The sequence below is a fragment of the Achromobacter sp. NCFB-sbj8-Ac1-l genome (assembly GCF_052695805.1).
Genome location: NZ_CP199812.1, coordinates 2767597 through 2785936 on the forward strand (window position 1 = coordinate 2767597; position 18340 = coordinate 2785936).

Genomic DNA, 18340 nt, shown 5'->3' on the forward strand with positions numbered 1-18340 from the left:
CTCGTATCAATAGCCCAAGGCGGCCAGGTCGGCCAGTGTCTGGCGGGTGATGGCAAGGGTGCGTTCGCGCTCGGCGCCGGCCAGGTCCAGGCGCGGCGGCTTGACGGTTTCGGCGCTGCCGGTGATCAGGTGCTCGGCCAGCTTGATGTGCTGCACCAGCTTGACCACCGTATCCAGGTGGAACAGCGGCGTCAGCGCGGCGTACAGCTTGCGGGCGCGCACGAAATCGCCTTCGGCCGCCAGTCGCAGCAGGTCCACCGACGCCTTGGGCACGGCGTTGGCCATGCCGGACACCCAGGCGGTGACGCCCAGCGCGGCGCTTTCCAGCACCAGGTCGTCGACGCCGCAGACCACCGCCAACCGGTCGCCGAAGCGCGTGATCAGGTCGGTGACGCGGGTTGTGTCGTACGACTCTTCCTTGATGGCGACAATGGTGGGTTCCTGCAGCAGTTCGGCCACCACGTCGGGCGTCAGGTCCACGCCGTAGCCGCGCGGATTGTTGTACAGCAGGATCGGCAGCGGGCTGGCCTGCGCCACGCTGCGGTAGAACGCGATGGTTTCGCGGTCGTCCGATTTGTAGGTCAGCCCCGGAAACACCATCAGGCCGTCCACGCCGATCCGGGCCGCTTCCTGCGCGAAGGCGGCGGCGCGGGCGGTGCCGGTTTCGGCCACGCCGGACACCACCGGCACACGGCCGCGCACGGTCTCGACCGCCGTGCGCAGCACCGCCAGTTTTTCATCGGGGGCCAACTGGGCGTTTTCGCCCACCATGCCCATCATCACCACGCCGCCCACGCCGTTGGCGATCAGCCGTTCCAAGCCCTGGCGGATGGCGTCCAGGTCCAACGAGAAATCAGGTTTCAGTTTGGTGGTGACGGCGGGAAAGACGCCTTGCCATTGAATGCTCATGCTGCTGCTCCTGTTGCGAGGTCCGCCGGGCCGTTCCCGTCGGATCGTTCTAATTGGATATTGGATCCAAAATAAAAAGGCTAGAAAAAACAGGCGCTTGGCCTGTGACACCCGGCAGCCGAGGCTGTCGGTTTCAACTGGATCATGGATCCAATATACTTCGCATTAAACGGGCTACCGGCACCCGCTGTCTCTCGGGGTTTTCCTGGGCATGGCGGCTGCCGCCGCCTCAGCCGGCTGATGGCCGGCATCCCTCAGCCGCGCGGCGCCCGCCGGGCGGCCTCACGCATCAGGTATCACGTGACCCGGACCTCGCCCGCATCCTCCGCCTCGTCTTCATCCTCTGCCGGCCGCCTCGTGCGCAAGACCGCCGTCGACCTCGTGGTCGACGACCTGCGCGACCGGATCCTGTCCGGCGCCATCGCGCCCGGCTCGGCCTTGCGGCAGGAACTGCTGGCCGATGAACTGGGGGTCAGCCGGCTGCCGGTGCGCGAAGCCATCCGCCAGCTCAGCGCCGAAGGGCTGGTCGACATGATTGCGCACCGCGGCGCCTACGTCTCGATGCTGTCGCGCGCCGAAGTGCAGGAATTCTTCGACATCCGCCTGCGGCTCGAACCCTGGTTGTTCAGCCTGGCCGTGCAGCAGCACGAGGCGGCCGACCTGGACCGCGCGGCCCAGGTGGTGGCCGAGATGGACAGCGCCGCGCCCGATCAATGGGGCCGGTTGAACTGGCAACTGCACGAGCTGCTGTACCGCGCCGCCCAGCGGCCCGCGGCGCTGGCGATGGTGCGCGCCCTGCATGAAAAGTCCGAGCGCTATTTCCGCTTCCAGATCGTCAATGCGCCCATCCGCCAGCAGGCCCACGACGAACATTCCGAGCTCATCGCGCTCAGCCGCCAGGGCCAGGCCGACAAGGCCGAGGCCGCGTTGGAACGCCACATCGCCCAGGCGGCCGACCAGATCCTGGCCATCGTCGATCATCTGCTGGATGCGACGGCGCCGGCCTAGCAGCCGGCACGCGATCGCCGCGCCGCACGTCATCGCAGGCTCGCCGTCACGGCAAACGGTGCGTTTGGCGCGCCCGACGCGACAGCGCCGGCCCGGGCAAAGCCCGGCCGGCGCATCCGAGGCAGCCCGAAGGCCGCCATTCAAGCCCGCAAGCGGCTCAGTTGATCTTGATGTTGCGTTCCTTGACCAACACCTTCCACTGCGCCGTTTCCTTGGCCAGGTGGTCGCGCAGTTCGTCGGGCGAGCCGCCGATGGATTCCGCGCCGATCGAATCCAGCGTGGCCTTCACCTTGGGCTCGTTCAGCGCCTGGCGCATGGCGGCGTTCAGCTTGGCCACGACTTCCGGCGGCGTGCCGGCCGGCGCAAAGGCGGCGAACCAGGGCATCAGTTCGTAGCCGGGCAGGCCGCTTTCGGCCACCGTGGGCACGTTGGGCAGCGCGGCCGAGCGCTTGCTGGTGGTCACCGCCAGCGCGCGCAGCTTGCCGGCTTCGATGTGCGGCTTGGCCGACGTGATGCTGTCGAACATGTAGTCGACCTGGCCGCCCAGAAGGTCCGCGATGGCCGGGCCGCTGCCCTTGTACGGCACGTGCAGCATGTCGATCTTGGCCATCGACACGAACAGCTCGCCCGCCAGGTGAATCGACGTGCCCACGCCGGCCGACGCAAACGTGTAGTGGTTGGGCTGCGCTTTCGCCTTGGCGATCACGTCGTCCACGCTCTTGACGTCGTTGCGCGCGGGGTTGGTGACCAGCACGTTCGGCACCACCGCCAACAGCGAGATCGGCGCGAAATCCTTGATCGGGTCGTAGTTCAGGTCGGCGTACAGCGCCGGGTTCACGGCCATGCCGTTGGCCACGATCAGGATCGTGTAGCCGTCCGGCTTGGACCGCGCCACGCTGGCCGCGCCGATGTTGCCGCCCGCGCCTGCGCGGTTCTCGACGATGAACGAGGTGTTCAGCTGCTTGCCCATCGACTCGCCCAGCGTGCGGGCGATGCTGTCCATCGCGCCGCCGGGCGGGAACGGCACGATCCACTTGACCGGGCGGTCCGGGTAGCCGTCGGCATAGGCGCCGCTGGCGGCCCCCAGCAGGGCCAGGCCCATGCAGGCCCGGGCAAGGTGTTTGAAGGCGTGGCGAAATGGCATGCTGTCTCCGTCGTGCTTGAATTATTGTTGCCGGCGCAACGGCCGGGGCCGTGCGCGCGGGGGTGATCGGGGCAGGGGGGTCAGTTACCCCTGCGGTAGAACGTCAGTTTGTCTTCGTCCAGTTCCAGGCCCAGGCCGGGGCCACTGGGTATCTCCATCTCGAAATCCGTGTAGCGCGGCGGGTTGGCGACGATGTCGTCTTTCAGCAGCAGCGGTCCGAACAACTCGGTGCCCCACGACAGGCGCGGCAGGCAGGCAAAGCCGTGGGCCGAGGCGATCGATCCCACGGAGCCTTCCAGCATCGTGCCGCCATACAGCGACATGCCGGCGGCGTCGCCCACCGCGGCGGTGCGCAGCATTTCATGGATGCCGCCCGACTTGGCGATCTTCAGCGCCAGCACGTCGGCCGCGCCCTGGCGTGCGATCTCCAGCGCGTCTTCCGGGCCGTTCACCGCCTCGTCCGCCATGATGGGCACCACGAAGCGCGCGGCCAGCCGGGCCATGCCGGCCAGGTTGGCGCGCGGAATCGGCTGCTCGATCAGGTCCACGCCGGCCGCTTCCAGGCGCGCGATCGCGCCGGCGGCATCGGCCTCGTTCCAGGCCTGGTTCACGTCCACCGTCACGCGGGCACGGTCACCCAGCGCCTGCTTGATGCGCGATACGTGCGCCACGTCGTCGGCCACGGCGCGACGTCCGACCTTCAATTTGAATGTGTTGTGGCGGCGGCTGGCGAGCAGCGATTCGGCTTCTTCGATGTCGCGTGCGGTATCGCCGCTGGCCAGGGTCCACAGCACCGGCAGGCGGGTGCGCACGGCGCCGCCCAGCAGCGTCGACAGCGGCACGCCCAGGCGCTTGCCCTGGGCATCCAGCAGCGCGCTTTCCAGGGCCGACTTGGCGAAGCGGTTGCCGCGCGCCACCGTTTCCAGGCGCCGCATCGCGCCGTGGATGTTGGCTGCGTCCAGGCCGGCCAGCGCGGGCGCCAGATAGGTATCGATCGCCAGCTTCATGCCTTCCGGGCTTTCCTCGCCGTACGACAGGCCGCCGATGGTGGTGGCTTCGCCGATGCCCTCGATGTCGTCGCTGCAGCGCAGCCGCACGATCACCAGCGTCTGGCGCTGCATCACCGCCATGGCCAACTGGTGGGCGCGGATGGTCGGCAGGTCCACCAGGATCGCTTCGACCGAGACTATGCTTACCGGATTCATACTTTTTGCAGCCAGTGTGAACAATAGGCCGCAGTATCGCTTGCAGGATCGAGCGAAGTCCAAGACTATATGGGTCTCTATTGATACCTTTAAGGTCTGAATAAGCCATGCAATTGCGGCAACTTCGGTACTTCCAGGCCGTGGCCGAAGCGGGCAGCTTCACCCGCGCCGCGGAAAAACTGCATATGGCCCAGCCGCCGCTCAGCCGCCAGATCCGCCAGTTCGAAGAAGAACTGGGCGTGGCGTTGTTCGAGCGCACCACCCGGGCCCTGCGCCTGACCGAGGCCGGCCGCTTCCTGCTGGAGCAATCGCGCCTGTTGACGGCGCGGCTGGACGAAGTGCTGGAAGGCACCCGCCGCCTGGGCCAGACCCAGCGCCGCTGGTTCGGCATCGGCTTCGTGCCGTCCACCCTGTACGGCTTCGTGCCCGAACTGATCCGGCAACTGCGCAGCGCCGACCCGCGGGTGGAAGTCGGCCTGGCCGAGATGACCACGCTGCCGCAACTGGAAGCCCTGAAAGCCGGCCGCATCGACCTGGGCATCGGCCGCATCCTGCTGGACGACCCGGCGATTGAACGGCGCGTGCTGATGACCGAACCCTTGATGGCTGCCGTGCCGCTGCACCACGCGCTGGCCGGCAGCGCCAGCGTCACGGTCGACCGCCTGGCCCAGGAACCCTTCGTGCTGTACCCGGCGCGCCCGCGGCCTAACTTTGCCGACCACGTGCTGGGCCTGTTCCGCGCCGCCGGCCATGCGCCGCAGGTGGTGCAAGAGGCCAACGAACTGCAGACCGCCATCGGCCTGGTGGCCGCCGGACTGGGCGTGACCGTGGTGCCGGCGTCGGTACAGCGCCTGCAACGGCGCGACGTGGCCCATGTGGCCATCGATGCCGATGCCTTCGTGTCACCGGTGATCGCCAGCTACCGCAAGGATGACAAGTCGCCGTTCCTGGCGCAGGCCCTGGCCCTGGCCGAGTCGTTGGCCAAGGGGTAACAAACCGTTTTTCGACGATCCATCCTGCGCGGCATTGGGGCACACTACGGCCGGGCGGGTTGCCGGCCACCCCATTTTCCGGCCAGCCCACCCGGACTCCATCACCGAAATGCCCGCCCAGAGGTAATGATGATCGTCAATATCCAGAACAAACCCAAGTGGCTGTTTGCCCAGCTCGGCCAATTGGTCATCGCCGTCGGCCTGCTGTCGCTGGTCTTCAATTACGCCTACCGCTACACCGTCGACCGCCACATCGATACGCCGGTCTTCTACGTCGCCACGGTGGGGCTGGGCCTGATCGCGTTTCTCATCATCCGCAAAGACTACGTCTTCGTGAACCGCTACGAATTCAGCGATACCCAGATCTCGGTCAGCACTTTGCTGGGCGTGAAGAAAACCTATCCCACGGCCCAATACGAATTCGTGCCGTCGCTGCACAAGGCAGTGAACCTGCCTGAGCAAAAGGCGGCCCTGTCGTTCTACGTGCGCGACGCCCAATCCCGGCGCAATGTCCGCAACTATTCGTGGACGGGATTTTCACCCGAAGACTTCCAGAAGGTCTCGCAGATGTACGGCTACCGCGGCGAAACCGATTTCAAGCAGAAGGACTTCGGCAAGCGCTAGAAGCGGGCAGCACGTTCAAATCGGATCTCGGGATCCGTCAATTTTCCTGGAATGCCATGACACTGAAGAAGCAAGGCGACTACTGGTACGGTACGTCGGCAGAAGACATCAAGACCGAGATCGCCAAGTTCAGCCACGACGAATATCCCGCCGTCCGCTACGCGCAATCGGTCTGCACCTGTGGCAACCGCACGTTCAACCTGGAGTCCGACGAGGAAGCCGGCGTCGCCCAACGCACCTGCGCCGAGTGCGGCGTCGTCCATTTCATGGGAGACAGCGCCGAATTCGCCGACGAGGCCGACCTGGGCGGCCATGTCTGCGTGTGCGACGAAGACACCTTCGAATTGATGTCGGGCGTGGCGCTCTACGCCGACAGCAACGACGTGCGCTGGTACTACATCGGCTGCCGCTGCGTCGACTGCAACCTGGTGGGCGTGTTTGCCGAATGGAAGTGCGAGGCCGGCGACGCGGATGCGTTCCTGGCCAAGGTCTGACACACCGTCTCGATCGGACAATCCCACCGCCCTCTGCACAGTCGTATGAAATTGAAGAAGCTATTACCCAAGAACTTTGATGACCTGCTGGCCGAAGGCGACGTCGATGCCTTGAAAGCGGTATTCGCCACATGCAGCGTGGATGCCCGCGGCGGGGTCTTCAAGCAGACGGCGTTGGCGTTCAATGCGTTTCCCGACGAACTCTGCCGCTGGTTGGTGGAGCAGGGCGCGGATATTTCGGCGGCGGACAGCTATGGCGACACGCCCTTGCAGTCGCGCGCAGGGCATTGGCAGGGTCGACTGGACGTCCTGCTGGACCTGGGCGCGGACGTCCACAGCGGCGAGGGCGGGCGGGGCACGGCGCTGCACAAGGCCTGCGGCGTCGGCCATGCGGACAACGTTCGCTTGTTGTTGCAGCGTGGCGCCAACCCTGATGCCTTGACGGCCGACGGCCTCACGCCGCTGGAATGGGCGCTCCAGCGCTGCAGCAACAGCGGCATTGTCGGCATCGCCAACGTGGCGCCCGTCATGTTGGCAGCCGGCGCGCGCCAGACGCCGCGCATGGAAGCATTCATCACGCAGATCGGCACGCAGTTCGAGTTTCATCGCGCGGGGTTCAATCGCGATTCGGTGGACGAGTACAGCGCCGCGCTCGATCGGCTGTACAGCCTGTTCGCCGTGGCCCCGGTTGCGCGGCGGGCCATGCATGACGGCCGCTCGCCCATCGTCGTCCAGGCCGGCGCATGGCAGGACCAGCACGAAGCGCTGTGGAATCTGCTGGTGCCCTCCAGCGGCCCTGCTGCGACGGTACAAGGCGAAGTCATCCGTCTCTCAGGCCGAATCGCCAACGAACTGGACGGCAATGGCGGCGTGAACTGGGATGCGGATTTTCGCCGCATGGTCGATGCGCTGCTGGGACATCTGGGCTCAGGGACTGCCTTGCCCCCCGCACAGCTGGAACGGGCCGCCACCGCCGCGAAAGCGATCAAGCAGAAGTCGGGCGAGCCCGCCCTGCTGTGCGAAGGGGCGGTCGAATGGGTGACGCGCAATCCGAGTCCCGTCGCCTTGCCTGCGGTGGACTACCGGCGGTAGGTCTGTCCGGTGACTCGGAGGCATTCCTGGGCAAGCCCGGGTGACGCGCCGGATCAGGCCTTGTCGGCGGGCTCCGCGGCGACGTCCTCGCTTTCCAGCGGCACGTCAATACGGCAGACGAGGCCGTCCTGCTTGAACTCCAGCGCCGTCTTGGCGCGCAGGGTGAACGCCAGCGCGTGTTCGATCAGCTCGCGGCCGTAGCCGCGGCGGGTGGCGTCGGGGGGGGTCGGCAAGCCGGTCTCGGTCCAATCGATCAGCAGGTGGTCCTTGCCGTCCTGGGGCTGTACGCGCCAGGCGATGTCCAGGTGCCCGGCTTCGTGGCTCAGGGCGCCATACTTGACCGCGTTGGTGGCCAGTTCATGAATCGCCAGCGCCAGCGTCTGGATACGTTCGGGCAGCACCTGGACGGACGGTCCGGCGAGCGTGATCTGGTGTTCATTGCCCACGGCGTCCAGCTCGCGGCGCAGCATGCCGCCGAATTCGATTTTCTCGTTGCCGCTTTCGCCCAGCAGGCCCTGTACCCGGTCCAGCGCGGCCAGGCGGGTGTCCAGGCGCTTGAAGGGCTCGCCTTCACCCAGCGTGCGCCGGGCCACGTTCTTGACCAGTGCGAGCAGGTTGCGGGTGCGGTGCTGCAGCTCGGAGATCAGGATGCGGTGGCGGCGCTCGGCCCGGGTGACCTGGGTGATATCGATGAACGTCACGACGACACCGTCGACCTGGCTGTCGCTGCCCCGATAGGGCACGAGGCGCAGCAGGTAGTGCTTGCCGTCCAGGGTGCCGGCAATGCGGCGTTCGATCGGCTGGTAGCGGTCGTAGACCTGCTGGATGTCGCTGGCGAACGAGGGCAGGTCAAAGCGGCTGGCCAGATCGGTGATGGGGCGGCCGCAGTCGCCGGGCAGGATGTTGAACACGTCGCTGACGGCGGGCGTGAAGCTGCGGATGATCAGGTTCTGGTCCAGGAACAGCGTGGCGATGGCGGTGCTTTCGAACAGGTTGTGCAGGTCGCTGTTGCTGCGATCCAGCTCGTCGACCTTGCCGTGCAATTCGGCATTGACGGTGTGCAGCTCTTCGTTGAGCGACACCAGCTCTTCCTTGGAGGCTTCCAGTTCCTCGTTGGTCGATTGCAGTTCTTCGTTGACGGACAGCAGTTCTTCGTTCGACGACTTCAGTTCTTCCAGCGCGGTTTCGTATTCCTCGATCATGGATTGCAGGCGTTCGCGCGTGTCGCGCAGCTCGGTTTCCATGTGCTGCGCCGCATCGTGGCGCAGCATGCGCGCGTGGGCCTGCGCCTCGTCCCGCGACAGGACGGGGCCCTGGTCGTCGAACAGGATCAGGTAAAGCGGTTCGCTCTCGTGGCGGGCCGCCAGGGGCTCGACGGTCAGCGACACCCGCTGCACGCGGCCGTCGTCGTCTTCCACCACGACATCCTTGCGTACGGCGGCCTGGCCGGTTTCGACCGCGTCGTGCAGCAGCGTGCGCAGGTCCAGTCGCAAGCCCTTGCGGGCCAGCGTCAGCACCTGCCGCGTGGGTACGCCGGCCGCGGCTTCCAGGTATTTGCCGGTGCGGGTGGAGTAATAGACGATGTCGCCGTCGCGGGTGACCAGCACGTGCGCCGGGGCGTGCTGCGACAGCACCTGGCTGTCGACGGCCTGGCGCAGGGCGGCGGTGCCGGCTTGCGGACGCGGTACGCCGATGCGAGGCTGGCCCCGGGATTGCAGCGATGCCAGCGGCAATGCCGGGCGAGGCGGGGCGGCAACATCGGCGCGGCGCTGGAAAATACGGTGTTTTTTCTCGACGGGGCTGAACAGCTCGCCGAACTGGCTGACGTTCTCGGACATGCCCAGGAACAGGTAACCGCCGGGGCGTAGCGAATAATGGAACGTCGGGATGACCTGCTTCTGGATGTCGCCGCCGAAATAGATCAGCAGGTTGCGGCAGGAAATCAGGTCGATGCGGGAGAAGGGCGGGTCGCGCAGCACGCTGTGCGGCGAGAAGATGCAGAGTTCGCGCACCTGCTTGTTGACCACGTAGCCGTCGCCATCGGCAAAGAAATGGCGTTCGCGCCGCTCTTGCGACAGGCCCTCGAGCAACTGGCCGGGATAACGCGCGGCCCGGGCCACCGCCAGCGCCCGGTCGTCGATGTCGGTGGCGAACAGCTGGACTTGCGGCGCCGCCGACATGCCGTCCATGTGCTCGCGCAGCAGGATGGCCAGGGAATAGACCTCTTCGCCGGTCGCGCAGCCCGGCACCCAGATGCGCACGGATTCGGCCGCGCCGCGGCCTTCGAGCAGCTGGGGAATGACCAGGCGCCGCAACGAATCGAAGGCCTCGGCATCCCGGAAGAAGTTGGTCACGCTGATGAGCAGGTCGCGAAACAGCGCGCCGGCCTCTTGGGGGGCGCTTTTCAGAAGCGCGATATAGCTGTCGAGGTTGTCGATCTGGTTGACGTGCATGCGGCGTTGCACGCGGCGCATGAAGGTTTTGTTCTTGTAGCCGCTGAAGTCGTGGCCGATGCGGCTGCGCAGCAGATTGCTGATTTCAAGCCCCGCTGCGTCCAGCCGCACCGGGCCGCTGGTTTGCGGTTCGTCGGCCGGCGCGTGCAGGGCGAATTGCGCCAGGGGCGGCCCCATCTGGTCGGCGGGCAGCACGAAATCGACCAGGCCGCTGGCGATGGCGCTGTCGGGCATCTCGGGGTTGAGCGGGCCGAAATCGCCGGGCGCTTGCGCCAGCGTCAGGCCACCGTGTTCCTTGATGGCCTTGATGCCGAGCGTGCCGTCGGAATTGCTGCCGGACAGGATCACCCCCGCCGCGAAATCGCCGCAGTCGCGCGCCAGTGCGGAAAAGAACAGGTCGATCGGGCGACGGCCGGGCAGGTCCGCGGCGCGCTTGAGCACCCGCAGGCGGCGGTGGCTGATGGACATCAGTGCGTCTTGCGGCAGCACGTAGACGCAGTTGATCTCCACCGGCAGATTATCGGCGGCGGCCACCACCGGCAGCGTCGTGTAACGCGACAGCACTTCAGGCAGGTGGCTTTCGCGCGACGGGCTCAGGTGCGTGACGACCACGAACGCCACGCCAGGCAAGGGCGGCAGCCCGCGGAAGAAACCTTCGAGTGCTTCGATGCCGCCAGCGGAAGCGCCCACGCCCACGATAGGAAATTCCTGCGGGAGCGTCATGACGAGCCGTGCGGGTTTGATTGGGCGTGCAGCAGATATGGCATGGATGGCTGTAAAGCTGGCCATGGCAAGTGACCCCGGGGCAAGAAAATGGCTCGCAAGGTCTGGTTCAGGCAATGGCCCGTCGATGGAATGAGGGAGAATCCATCGACATTAACACGGGCGCATCGCATTTGTAATAAAGCGAGGGTCTTTCCCGGAATAGGGGGCAATTCTCCGCCCGTCAGGCGGCAGATTCCGCCTGATCAGGCCGCGATGGACAGCGGCCGGGCCGAACCCGGAAAATCCGGCAGCGCAATATCGCTATGGCCGGGGCGCACCCAGCGGACGCGTTCGCGGGTGGCGTCGATGCAGCCGCCCTGGTCGTAGACGCCCTGCGGATCGCGGATGCGCATCATGCGCTCCAGAATCGCGGCGGTGGCCTTGGGATCGGCCAGCGTGTCGTGCACGCGGGCCTTGACCACGTCTTCGTCCATGTAGCGCTTGCCGGCCGCGTCAGTGCGCAGGCCGTCACGCCAATGGAAGATTTCCACGCACTTGGACGTCAGCGTGTAGGGCACTCCGCGTTCCCAGAAATTGTTGAACTGGCCGCCGCCCAGGTAGAACACCCAGGACCCCTCGTAACCCCCGACGTCCGAAGATTCCGCATCGGGATTGCGGAACCACAGGCGGTCGCCCGGCACGTAGAAGCGTTGCGGCAGGGGCTCGGCCAGCGACCCATATTCGTGCAGGAAGGTCTCGTGGAAACTGCCCGACATGACGGCGCGCGTTTCCCATTGGCGCTGCAGGCGCCGCGCCAGATCGGGGTTGGCGCTGTGCAGTTCCTGCGCAATGCCCAGCACCGTGACGTATTCCGTCGCCCGGTAGCACGAGAAGGAATACAGCTGGCCCGAGGCCTCGGGCTGCGTCGCCTTGCGCAGGCCGTCGATCAGCGAGCGCCCGGGCCGCACGGTGAACCCGCGCGCTTCGTCATAGGTGAAGTAGTCGTCGGGCCGCTCGGCGTGTTCGGTGTCGAAGGCCAGCGCGGTCTTGCTGGCGGCCTGCACGATGTAGCGGCGGATGCGCACCGCCGACTCAAGCTCGGCCACGCTGGGGAAGGTGAAGGCGACCGGGCTGGCCAGCATGGTCAGGACGATCTCGCGGTCCAGGTCCGCGGCGTTGGCATCGGTGCGCAGGCTGAGCGCGCGGGAGACGCCGGTGGTGTCGTGGTCGGGCAGGTAGGTGGCGGCGAACCCGGCGTTCAACGCGGCGTGTACGCCAGGCACGGGGCCGGCCAGCAGGTCGCAATGGGCGGTGGCGCGCAACCCCAGGCCGGACAGGAACTGCGCTGTCGCGTCCCGCGCGGCGGCGGCCTGGCGTGAATCGGAGACTTCGATGCGAATCCCGCCTGCGTAAGGCTGATTCGGCGACTGCTGGGAAGACGGCATGAAATACGAATCGAAAAGCGGCAGGAATCAGTATGGATCGGTGCGGCCCGGGCAGAGTTCCCATCAAGCTGCAAGCTGGCGTGAACAACTATTTCAGCGCGGCGTGCAGGGATTTTTGCTGCGGGAATCAACGGCCGGAACTGTTCTGATTGTAGTGATGCGGCCTGAATGGCAGCTTGCAAGGATTGCTCGCCAACACGATAAAACTGTCAGCGGATTGTCATGTTCGTCATCAATGCGACGACACGTACGCCGACGCCGCAAACGCCGGCGGTACGGCGAATTCGGCGCGCATGCGCTTGACCTCTTCAATGGGGCTGCGCCCGAACAGGCGCTTGAATTCGCGGCTGAACTGCGACGGGCTGTCGTAACCGACATCCGCGCTGGCGGCGGCCGCGGTCATGGCGTTACGCACCATCAGCAGCCGCGCCTGGTGCAGCCGGGTGGATTTCAGGTACTGCATCGGCGACGTGCCGGTGACGGCCTTGAAGTGCACATGGAAGGCGGGCACGCTCATGCCCGCCTCACGGGCCAGTTGTTCCACGCCCAGCGCCTCCTTGAACGACGCATGGATGCGGCGCAGCGCCCGCACCACCTTGCCGAATTGCCCCTGCATCGTCAGCGCCGCGCGCATCGACGGCCCCTGGGCGCCCGTGAGAATGTGGAAATAGATTTCGCGCACCAGCGACGGGCCCAGGATCTGCGCCTGCATCGGCGAGCCCATGGCCTCCAGAAAGCGCAGCACCGAGGCGCTGAGCGGGGCGTCCATGGGGCTGGACAGCATGCCTTTCGGTTCAGCGGCCTGGAAACCGCCGGCCTGGTCGATCTGCAGCATCAGGTCGGCGGCCAGCTTGAAATCCAGGTGCATGTAGATGGCCAGCAGCGGTTCTTGCGGGCTGGCGTCGGTTTGCATCGTGAAGGGCACCGGTACGGACACCACCAGGCATTGCCGTTCGTCGTAGACATAGGTCTGCCCGCCGAAGTCGCCGCGCTTGCGGCCCTGGCACACGATGACGATCCCCGGGTCGTATAGCACCGGCACCGAGCTCAAGGGGCGGTTCGAGCGCAGGAAGCGTACGTCCGGCAGCACGGTCAGGTTGTAGCCCTCTTGCGGCGCCAGGGCGTGCAGCAGGGTGGCCATGCGCCGGCGTTGCGCAAGAGAGGCGGCGGAATCCAGAGTGGGGTGGTCGGGCATCAGGGGCGCACCGTGCGTGGGCTTGGAGGGCAGGTAAAAATGTCCACAGCAATAGTTTTAGGCAATAAAACGAGACTATAGGCCATCGATAAGTGGTGTTGGCAATCCTATCATTCCATCCATGCTTTTTCACCCCGATAGGACTGCAAACCTCATGATTGATGTACTGAATCCCGCCGATGGTTCCCGAGTCGGCACCGCACCCGACTTGTGTACGGCCGCGGTCAAGGCCGCCATCGACCGCACCTGCGCCGCGTTTCCCGCCTGGTCGCGCAAGCTGGCCCGTGAACGCGGCGACCTGCTGCGCGGCTGGTTCGAACTGATCCGGGCCGACAAGGCGGCGTTTGCCGACCTCCTGGTCAAGGAAAATGGCAAATGCCGGGTCGAGGCCCTGGGCGAAATCGATTACGGCCTGGGCTTCATCGAGTGGTACGCCGAGGAAACCAGGCGCGTGTATGGCGACACCATCCCGTCCCATGCCGACCATGCGCAGGTGCTGGTCGTGAAGGAAGCGGCAGGGCCCACCGCCGCCATCACGCCGTGGAATTTCCCTTTCATGATGATCGCGCGCAAGATCGCGACGGCCCTGGCCGCCGGTTGCACCATGATCATCAAGCCGTCCGAGCTGACCCCGCTGACGGCCTACAAGATGCTGGAATACGCCCGCCGCGCCGGCATTCCCGCAGGCGTGTTCGAAATGGTGACCGGCAACCCCAAGGAAATCGGCGAACTGCTCACGGGCGACCCGCGCATCCGCAAGCTTTCGTTCACCGGCTCGACCGCCGTGGGCAAGCTGCTGGCGGCGGCCTGCGCCCGGGACCTGAAGAAAATGACGCTGGAGCTGGGCGGCAATGCGCCGTTCATCGTCTTCGACGACGCCAGCCTGGAGGACGCCGCCACCGCGCTGGTCGTGGCCAAGCTGCGCAACTCGGGCCAGGTCTGCATCTCGCCCAACCGCATCTATGTGCAGGACGCCATCCACGATCGTTTCGTGGCCGCAGTGACCGAAAAAGTCGCCCGCATCCGGGTCGACCAGGGCTTGCAGGAAGACTTCGTGGTGGGGCCGCTGATCAACCAGGCGGGCATCGACAAGGTCGCCGCGCTGGTCGACGACGCCAGGGCCGCCGGGGCGCGCGTGGTGCTGGGCGGCCAGCCGCACGCCAAGGGCGGCTTGTTCTATTCGCCCACGGTGCTGACCGGCCTGGACGACGGCATGCGCATCGCACACACCGAAATCTTCGGGCCGGTGTTCCCGATCTACCGCTTTCACACCGAAGACGAGGTCGTGCAGCGCGCCAATGCATCGGAATACGGCCTGGTGGCCTATGCCTATACCCGCGACCTGGCGCGTGCCTTCCGGCTGTCACGCAACATCGAGTCGGGCATGGTGATGCTCAATTCCGGTTCGGTGGGGACGGCGTCGGTGCCCTTCGGCGGGGTCAAGCATTCCGGCTATGGGCGCGAAGGCAGCCATTACGGCATCGAGGAATACGTCGAGGTGAAGTATGTGTTGATGGCGGGGTTGGACAAGTGAAGGTGACCCTGACCAATCCGCGCGCGGGGCAAACCGTACTGCGCGATGGTCAGGGACGTGATCGCTGCGGCCGTCAGGCGCCGACGTAATTGTCGTCCGAACCCCGGCGCATCCACTCTTGGGTTTCGTGGTTGTGCAGCTGGAAGCCGTCGGGATTGTTCTTGATGGCGTCGAAGGCGAACTCGCTTGCGCCCAGCAGCAGCATGCCGGGCGCCGAGCCGCCGGCCGCCAGGTTCAGACAGAGCTTCGCTCCGGCAAAGGTGACTTTCTGCATGTCGCCCTGGTCCAGACCCTTGACCAGGTCCACGCCATTGTTGATACCGTCGGCGATGTTGGCGAGCGGTCCGGTCCCCATCGCACCGACGATCCTGGCGCCGCCGGCGAACATGGCGCTGGCGTCGCCGTCCTGGTAGGCGCGGGCCGTGCTGACGAAGCTGCCGACGATGCCCAGCTTGCCCAGGAATATGCTGGTGGTCGTCTTCGGAATGCCTTCCTTCATGAAGGTGTCGGCCACCTTGGATGTGGTGTCCAGGGCCGTATCCAACTTCTTGAGGGACGTGTCGGCCTCTTGCAGCGAGGTCGAGGCGGTGCTCGTGGGCCGGAACAGGCTGCGGATACTGTCGAAAGGCGTGCTCATGGTGTCGCTTCCTGTTCAGGCGAAATGGGCCGGGCCCTGGGCGGGCGCGGCATCCGGTGCGGGCGCTTTCGACGGCAGCAGCTGTTCGATGCTGCGGCTGGCGATGGCAGCGGCCAGGGCATCGACCTGCTCGCCAAAGGCGCTGAGAACGTTGAAAAAGCCGTCTTGCGTCCATCCGGCTTCCGACGGCGTCCACAACAGGCGCACCACCAGCGTGCGGTCTGCGGGTTGCAGGCCGATGCTGCTGGGGGCCACCATGCCCGGCACCAGGTTGGCGGCCAGCAGGGCGAGCAGCAACGGGGTGGGCGTGGTGTCGTCAACCGTGCCGATCTGGCCTGACAGGATCAGTCCCATCTGGCCGGCAACGGGCTCGATGACGACGGGGGCGCCGCCCTGGGTGCGCAGCGCAAATGCGCCTTGTTCGGTTGCGCCGATGGTGATCCCCATGGCGGCTTCCAATCGGGAAATCCACGCTTTCACGGTGCCAGACGTATTGGCGTCCATAGACCCTCCTTGTGATAGGTAAGGCCTTAGTAACGCGAGCGGGCTGACGGTTCCGAATATGGCCCTGATTTGTCGCGTTCCTGGTGCCGAGACGCCCGTATGCCGGCGTGCCGCGAGGCAGGCCGGGTTTACTGGGCCCGCAGCAGATTGGGTGAGCCGCCGGCCACCGGCTTGGCGTGCACGTTGGGTGCGCGGTAGACCAGGTCGCGCAGGGCCGCATGCGTCTGGGGCAGGTTGAAGGTATCGGCCCCCGGCGCCTGGCGAAAATCTTCCAGGCTGGCGGGCAGGCGTTGCACGGTGATCGACTGCACCGCGCAGCGCACGAAATCCAGCGACGTTTCGCACAGGTTCCTGGCCAGCACCGGCTGGTCGTCCAGCAGCACGAAGCCGTCGGTCAGCACGGCTTCGCCCTGGTGCAGGGTGATGTCGGCGATGGGCGAAAAACTGAGCAGCACGTCGACCCCGGGCACCTGGACGGCTTCGGCCTGGCGTTGTTGCAGCGCGATCCGCGCGCTGGCGTCCCAGCGGAACACGCGGGCCAGTTCGTCGCAACCGCCGCCCAGGCGCAGCACCAGGCTGCAGCCATTGCCCAGGCCGTCGTCCGCTTGTTCGGCCGAGTTGGACCAGGGGGCGGTCTTCTTGAAGTCCCGGTCGGTGGTGGGGGTGAGTTCGGCGATGCCGACCTTGGCCAGCATGTCGGCCACCGGAATGCTCCTGACGGCCTTGGGCGGGGTGGCGTCCATCTGGTGGTAGGCAATGCGATTCAAGCGGTACTCGCCCGGCCAGACGGGAATCACCTGGTACGTCAGCTTGCCGCGCGGAGTCTGGAACAGCGGCCCCAGGTCGGGAATGTCGGCCTTGTGCTCGGCATGGCCGACCGAGATCGCGTAGCCGTCGTCGGCCTTGTGATTCCAATGCATCATGGTGCTGCTTTGCTGCATGAACCGCATCCGCGTGGCCGGGTCGTGGAAATCCCGCTTGCCCTGGGCATCGAGGTTCAGGGTGGGAATCACCAGCAGCGCCATGCCGTCCTGCCGCGCCTTGCCCAGCAGGGCGTCGATGCTGGCGCGGCGCTGGTCCATCTTTTGGTCCCAGGACGCTTCTGCGGACTCCTGTTCCGGTTGGCCCGTCGGATGGGCTGACGCCGCCGCGTGGGCGAACACGGCGAGCAGGCAGACGCGGGCAAGCAGGGAAGTCAACGGCATGGAATTCAGTCCTTTTTGCGGGGGGCGGCAACCGCCTTGATTTCAATCAGCAGTTCGGGCCGCAGGCCGATCTGCCCCGCAATGACCACCATGCCGTTGGCCGTGACGGCAGGCGAATACTGGAACAGGTCGAAAATGCGGTTGCCGCCGAAGGTGGGGTCATCGTCGGGCAGGCGCAGGCGGTCGATGTGGGTCATGGGGGGGCCTTGGTGCAGGGATGTGGGGTCAATCATCGGCAATGGAAGAGAGGACGCGCAGGCCCCGGCCGCTGTCGGGGCAGCCGTCATGGCCAGCACGATTGAGACTGCGTGGCCAGACTTTCGAGCAGAGCATCGATCTGTATTTCGATGATGCTGGTTCTGTCGCGGGCGTCGACGGCGATGCGCATGGCTAGCGCGAATTCCGGCTCTTGCCGCAGGCGTTGAGCCGACAGGTCCACCAGCGTCAGCAATCGCTCGACCGTCAGGCGTTCGCGCAAAGCCTGCAGGTTATCGGCTGACCAGTCAGCGCTCGCGCCAGCGTCTGACAGATAGGGGCCGCCGCCACCGTGCTCGCGGGTCCAGGCGCCGAAGATGGGATTTTCGCCCTCTTCGTAAATCAAACCGGAAGCGTACATGATGGCCGAAACCGCCTTGCCCGGGCTGTCGACGGCCCACCATCTGTCCCATAACCGGGCTACCAAAGGCAGGCTGCCGCCCAGTTCATTGATCTCGAACTGCCAGGTGTAGGCGGGGGTACGCGAGCCGTCATAGAGAAAGCCGCGTTCACGGTCCAGCCTTGCCAACAGGCCGTCTGTGATGAACGTCTTGACAGCTTGCGCCTGCGGCGGCGTCATCATCGTTTCAAACAAGCAGGTGCGGCGCATCACGTCGTGCCAGTTGTCGAAAGCCGGGCCGCTGTCGTCCATCAGCGCCTCTTGCCAATAGGCCAGGCACAAGGGAAACAGGTAGCGAAACACCTCGGGCTGCAGCGGCTCGACATGGACGAGATTCAGCAGGTAGTACCGCCTCAGCTCGTCGGCGTTGATGTCCCACCAGTCTTTCTTTGCCAGGGCGTGCAACGCGGCATCGTCGTGGTCGAACTCGCGTTCCCAAACATCGATGGGCGCGACGGGATTGCCGAACAGGGCTCGGCAGTGCTCGCGCGGGGTTGCCGTGGCAAGGGACATCGGAGGGGTGAAGCAAATGGGTTGAG

Annotated in this window: 17 protein-coding genes; 6 read left to right on the forward strand and 11 right to left on the reverse strand. The window is 65.9% G+C overall.

What is annotated here, in order from left to right; genetic code table 11:
* Positions 1 to 6 precede the first annotated feature (6 nt).
* Complete coding sequence (locus tag ACUDP5_RS12745; RefSeq protein WP_263912663.1) at positions 7 to 909, reverse strand: dihydrodipicolinate synthase family protein; 903 nt, start codon at positions 907 to 909, stop codon at positions 7 to 9.
* A 357-nt stretch (positions 910 to 1266) separates the two neighbouring features.
* Between ACUDP5_RS12745 and ACUDP5_RS12750 the strand changes: the two genes are divergently transcribed.
* Positions 1267 to 1917, forward strand: coding sequence for a GntR family transcriptional regulator (locus tag ACUDP5_RS12750; protein ID WP_263912664.1), 651 nt, complete (start codon positions 1267 to 1269; stop codon positions 1915 to 1917).
* A 157-nt stretch (positions 1918 to 2074) separates the two neighbouring features.
* On the opposite strand, the gene ACUDP5_RS12755 is transcribed toward ACUDP5_RS12750, so the two are convergent.
* Together ACUDP5_RS12755 and ACUDP5_RS12760 are read right to left on the reverse strand one after the other, a co-directional pair.
* Entirely contained in the window at positions 2075 to 3061 is a 987-nt protein-coding gene (locus tag ACUDP5_RS12755; protein ID WP_263912665.1) for a Bug family tripartite tricarboxylate transporter substrate binding protein, read from the reverse strand.
* Positions 3062 to 3141: 80 nt separating this feature from the next.
* A complete protein-coding gene (locus ACUDP5_RS12760; protein ID WP_445658914.1) occupies positions 3142 to 4266 on the reverse strand; it encodes a muconate/chloromuconate family cycloisomerase in 1125 nt (374 codons plus the stop codon).
* A gap of 107 nt (positions 4267 to 4373) precedes the next feature.
* Here ACUDP5_RS12760 and ACUDP5_RS12765 point away from each other — a divergent pair, with 107 nt between their 5' ends.
* The 4 genes from ACUDP5_RS12765 to ACUDP5_RS12780 all read left to right on the forward strand — a co-directional run bounded on the left by ACUDP5_RS12765 (position 4374) and on the right by ACUDP5_RS12780 (position 7468).
* Positions 4374 to 5258 (forward strand): LysR family transcriptional regulator, encoded by an 885-nt coding sequence (locus ACUDP5_RS12765; RefSeq protein WP_263912667.1) that lies wholly within the window; start codon positions 4374 to 4376, stop codon positions 5256 to 5258.
* Positions 5259 to 5384: 126 nt separating this feature from the next.
* The gene (locus tag ACUDP5_RS12770) at positions 5385 to 5882 is read left to right on the forward strand and encodes a hypothetical protein (protein ID WP_263912668.1); all 498 of its coding nucleotides are present in this window, start codon (positions 5385 to 5387) and stop codon (positions 5880 to 5882) included.
* Positions 5883 to 5938: 56 nt separating this feature from the next.
* Positions 5939 to 6376: a hypothetical protein gene (locus tag ACUDP5_RS12775; RefSeq protein ID WP_263912669.1), complete on the forward strand. Its 438-nt coding sequence runs from the start codon at positions 5939 to 5941 to the stop codon at positions 6374 to 6376.
* A gap of 45 nt (positions 6377 to 6421) precedes the next feature.
* A complete protein-coding gene (locus tag ACUDP5_RS12780) occupies positions 6422 to 7468 on the forward strand; it encodes an ankyrin repeat domain-containing protein (protein WP_263912670.1) in 1047 nt (348 codons plus the stop codon).
* A 53-nt stretch (positions 7469 to 7521) separates the two neighbouring features.
* On the opposite strand, the gene ACUDP5_RS12785 is transcribed toward ACUDP5_RS12780, so the two are convergent.
* The 3 genes from ACUDP5_RS12785 to ACUDP5_RS12795 all read right to left on the reverse strand — a co-directional run bounded on the left by ACUDP5_RS12785 (position 7522) and on the right by ACUDP5_RS12795 (position 13212).
* Positions 7522 to 10644 (reverse strand): CheR family methyltransferase, encoded by a 3123-nt coding sequence (locus ACUDP5_RS12785; RefSeq protein ID WP_445658915.1) that lies wholly within the window; start codon positions 10642 to 10644, stop codon positions 7522 to 7524.
* Positions 10645 to 10889: 245 nt separating this feature from the next.
* Complete coding sequence (locus tag ACUDP5_RS12790) at positions 10890 to 12071, reverse strand: hypothetical protein (protein WP_445658916.1); 1182 nt, start codon at positions 12069 to 12071, stop codon at positions 10890 to 10892.
* A 232-nt stretch (positions 12072 to 12303) separates the two neighbouring features.
* The gene (locus ACUDP5_RS12795; RefSeq protein ID WP_445658917.1) at positions 12304 to 13212 is read right to left on the reverse strand and encodes an AraC family transcriptional regulator; all 909 of its coding nucleotides are present in this window, start codon (positions 13210 to 13212) and stop codon (positions 12304 to 12306) included.
* Between the two features lie 208 nt (positions 13213 to 13420).
* On the opposite strand from ACUDP5_RS12795, the gene ACUDP5_RS12800 reads away from it, so the two are divergent.
* Positions 13421 to 14800 (forward strand): NAD-dependent succinate-semialdehyde dehydrogenase, encoded by a 1380-nt coding sequence (locus ACUDP5_RS12800; protein WP_445658918.1) that lies wholly within the window; start codon positions 13421 to 13423, stop codon positions 14798 to 14800.
* Positions 14801 to 14873: 73 nt separating this feature from the next.
* Here the strand turns inward: ACUDP5_RS12800 and ACUDP5_RS12805 are convergent, their stop codons facing one another.
* The 5 genes from ACUDP5_RS12805 to ACUDP5_RS12825 all read right to left on the reverse strand — a co-directional run bounded on the left by ACUDP5_RS12805 (position 14874) and on the right by ACUDP5_RS12825 (position 18314).
* Positions 14874 to 15437, reverse strand: a complete 564-nt coding sequence (locus ACUDP5_RS12805; protein ID WP_263912673.1) for a hypothetical protein — start codon at positions 15435 to 15437, stop codon at positions 14874 to 14876.
* 15 nt (positions 15438 to 15452) lie between these two features.
* On the reverse strand, positions 15453 to 15941 hold the full coding sequence (locus ACUDP5_RS12810; RefSeq protein ID WP_263912674.1) for a hypothetical protein: 489 nt from the start codon (positions 15939 to 15941) through the stop codon (positions 15453 to 15455).
* A 128-nt stretch (positions 15942 to 16069) separates the two neighbouring features.
* On the reverse strand, positions 16070 to 17146 hold the full coding sequence (locus ACUDP5_RS12815; RefSeq protein WP_445658919.1) for a hypothetical protein: 1077 nt from the start codon (positions 17144 to 17146) through the stop codon (positions 16070 to 16072).
* 5 nt (positions 17147 to 17151) lie between these two features.
* Positions 17152 to 17343 (reverse strand): RidA family protein, encoded by a 192-nt coding sequence (locus ACUDP5_RS12820; RefSeq protein WP_263912676.1) that lies wholly within the window; start codon positions 17341 to 17343, stop codon positions 17152 to 17154.
* Positions 17344 to 17429: 86 nt separating this feature from the next.
* Complete coding sequence (locus ACUDP5_RS12825; RefSeq protein ID WP_445658920.1) at positions 17430 to 18314, reverse strand: hypothetical protein; 885 nt, start codon at positions 18312 to 18314, stop codon at positions 17430 to 17432.
* Positions 18315 to 18340: the final 26 nt, after the last annotated feature.

Bases quoted from the DNA above. Each gene is read 5' to 3' on its own strand.
- ACUDP5_RS12745 (WP_263912663.1), bottom strand. From the start codon at position 909: ATGAGCATTCAATGGCAAGGCGTCTTTCCCGCCGTCACCACCAAACTG.
- ACUDP5_RS12755 (WP_263912665.1), bottom strand. From the start codon at position 3,061: ATGCCATTTCGCCACGCCTTCAAACACCTTGCCCGGGCCTGCATGGGC.
- ACUDP5_RS12760 (WP_445658914.1), bottom strand. From the start codon at position 4,266: ATGAATCCGGTAAGCATAGTCTCGGTCGAAGCGATCCTGGTGGACCTG.
- ACUDP5_RS12765 (WP_263912667.1), top strand. From the start codon at position 4,374: ATGCAATTGCGGCAACTTCGGTACTTCCAGGCCGTGGCCGAAGCGGGC.
- ACUDP5_RS12770 (WP_263912668.1), top strand. From the start codon at position 5,385: ATGATGATCGTCAATATCCAGAACAAACCCAAGTGGCTGTTTGCCCAG.
- ACUDP5_RS12775 (WP_263912669.1), top strand. From the start codon at position 5,939: ATGACACTGAAGAAGCAAGGCGACTACTGGTACGGTACGTCGGCAGAA.
- ACUDP5_RS12780 (WP_263912670.1), top strand. From the start codon at position 6,422: ATGAAATTGAAGAAGCTATTACCCAAGAACTTTGATGACCTGCTGGCC.
- ACUDP5_RS12785 (WP_445658915.1), bottom strand. From the start codon at position 10,644: ATGACGCTCCCGCAGGAATTTCCTATCGTGGGCGTGGGCGCTTCCGCT.
- ACUDP5_RS12790 (WP_445658916.1), bottom strand. From the start codon at position 12,071: ATGCCGTCTTCCCAGCAGTCGCCGAATCAGCCTTACGCAGGCGGGATT.
- ACUDP5_RS12795 (WP_445658917.1), bottom strand. From the start codon at position 13,212: ATGGCCACCCTGCTGCACGCCCTGGCGCCGCAAGAGGGCTACAACCTG.
- ACUDP5_RS12800 (WP_445658918.1), top strand. From the start codon at position 13,421: ATGATTGATGTACTGAATCCCGCCGATGGTTCCCGAGTCGGCACCGCA.
- ACUDP5_RS12805 (WP_263912673.1), bottom strand. From the start codon at position 15,437: ATGAGCACGCCTTTCGACAGTATCCGCAGCCTGTTCCGGCCCACGAGC.
- ACUDP5_RS12810 (WP_263912674.1), bottom strand. From the start codon at position 15,941: ATGGACGCCAATACGTCTGGCACCGTGAAAGCGTGGATTTCCCGATTG.
- ACUDP5_RS12815 (WP_445658919.1), bottom strand. From the start codon at position 17,146: ATGCCGTTGACTTCCCTGCTTGCCCGCGTCTGCCTGCTCGCCGTGTTC.
- ACUDP5_RS12820 (WP_263912676.1), bottom strand. From the start codon at position 17,343: ATGACCCACATCGACCGCCTGCGCCTGCCCGACGATGACCCCACCTTC.
- ACUDP5_RS12825 (WP_445658920.1), bottom strand. From the start codon at position 18,314: ATGTCCCTTGCCACGGCAACCCCGCGCGAGCACTGCCGAGCCCTGTTC.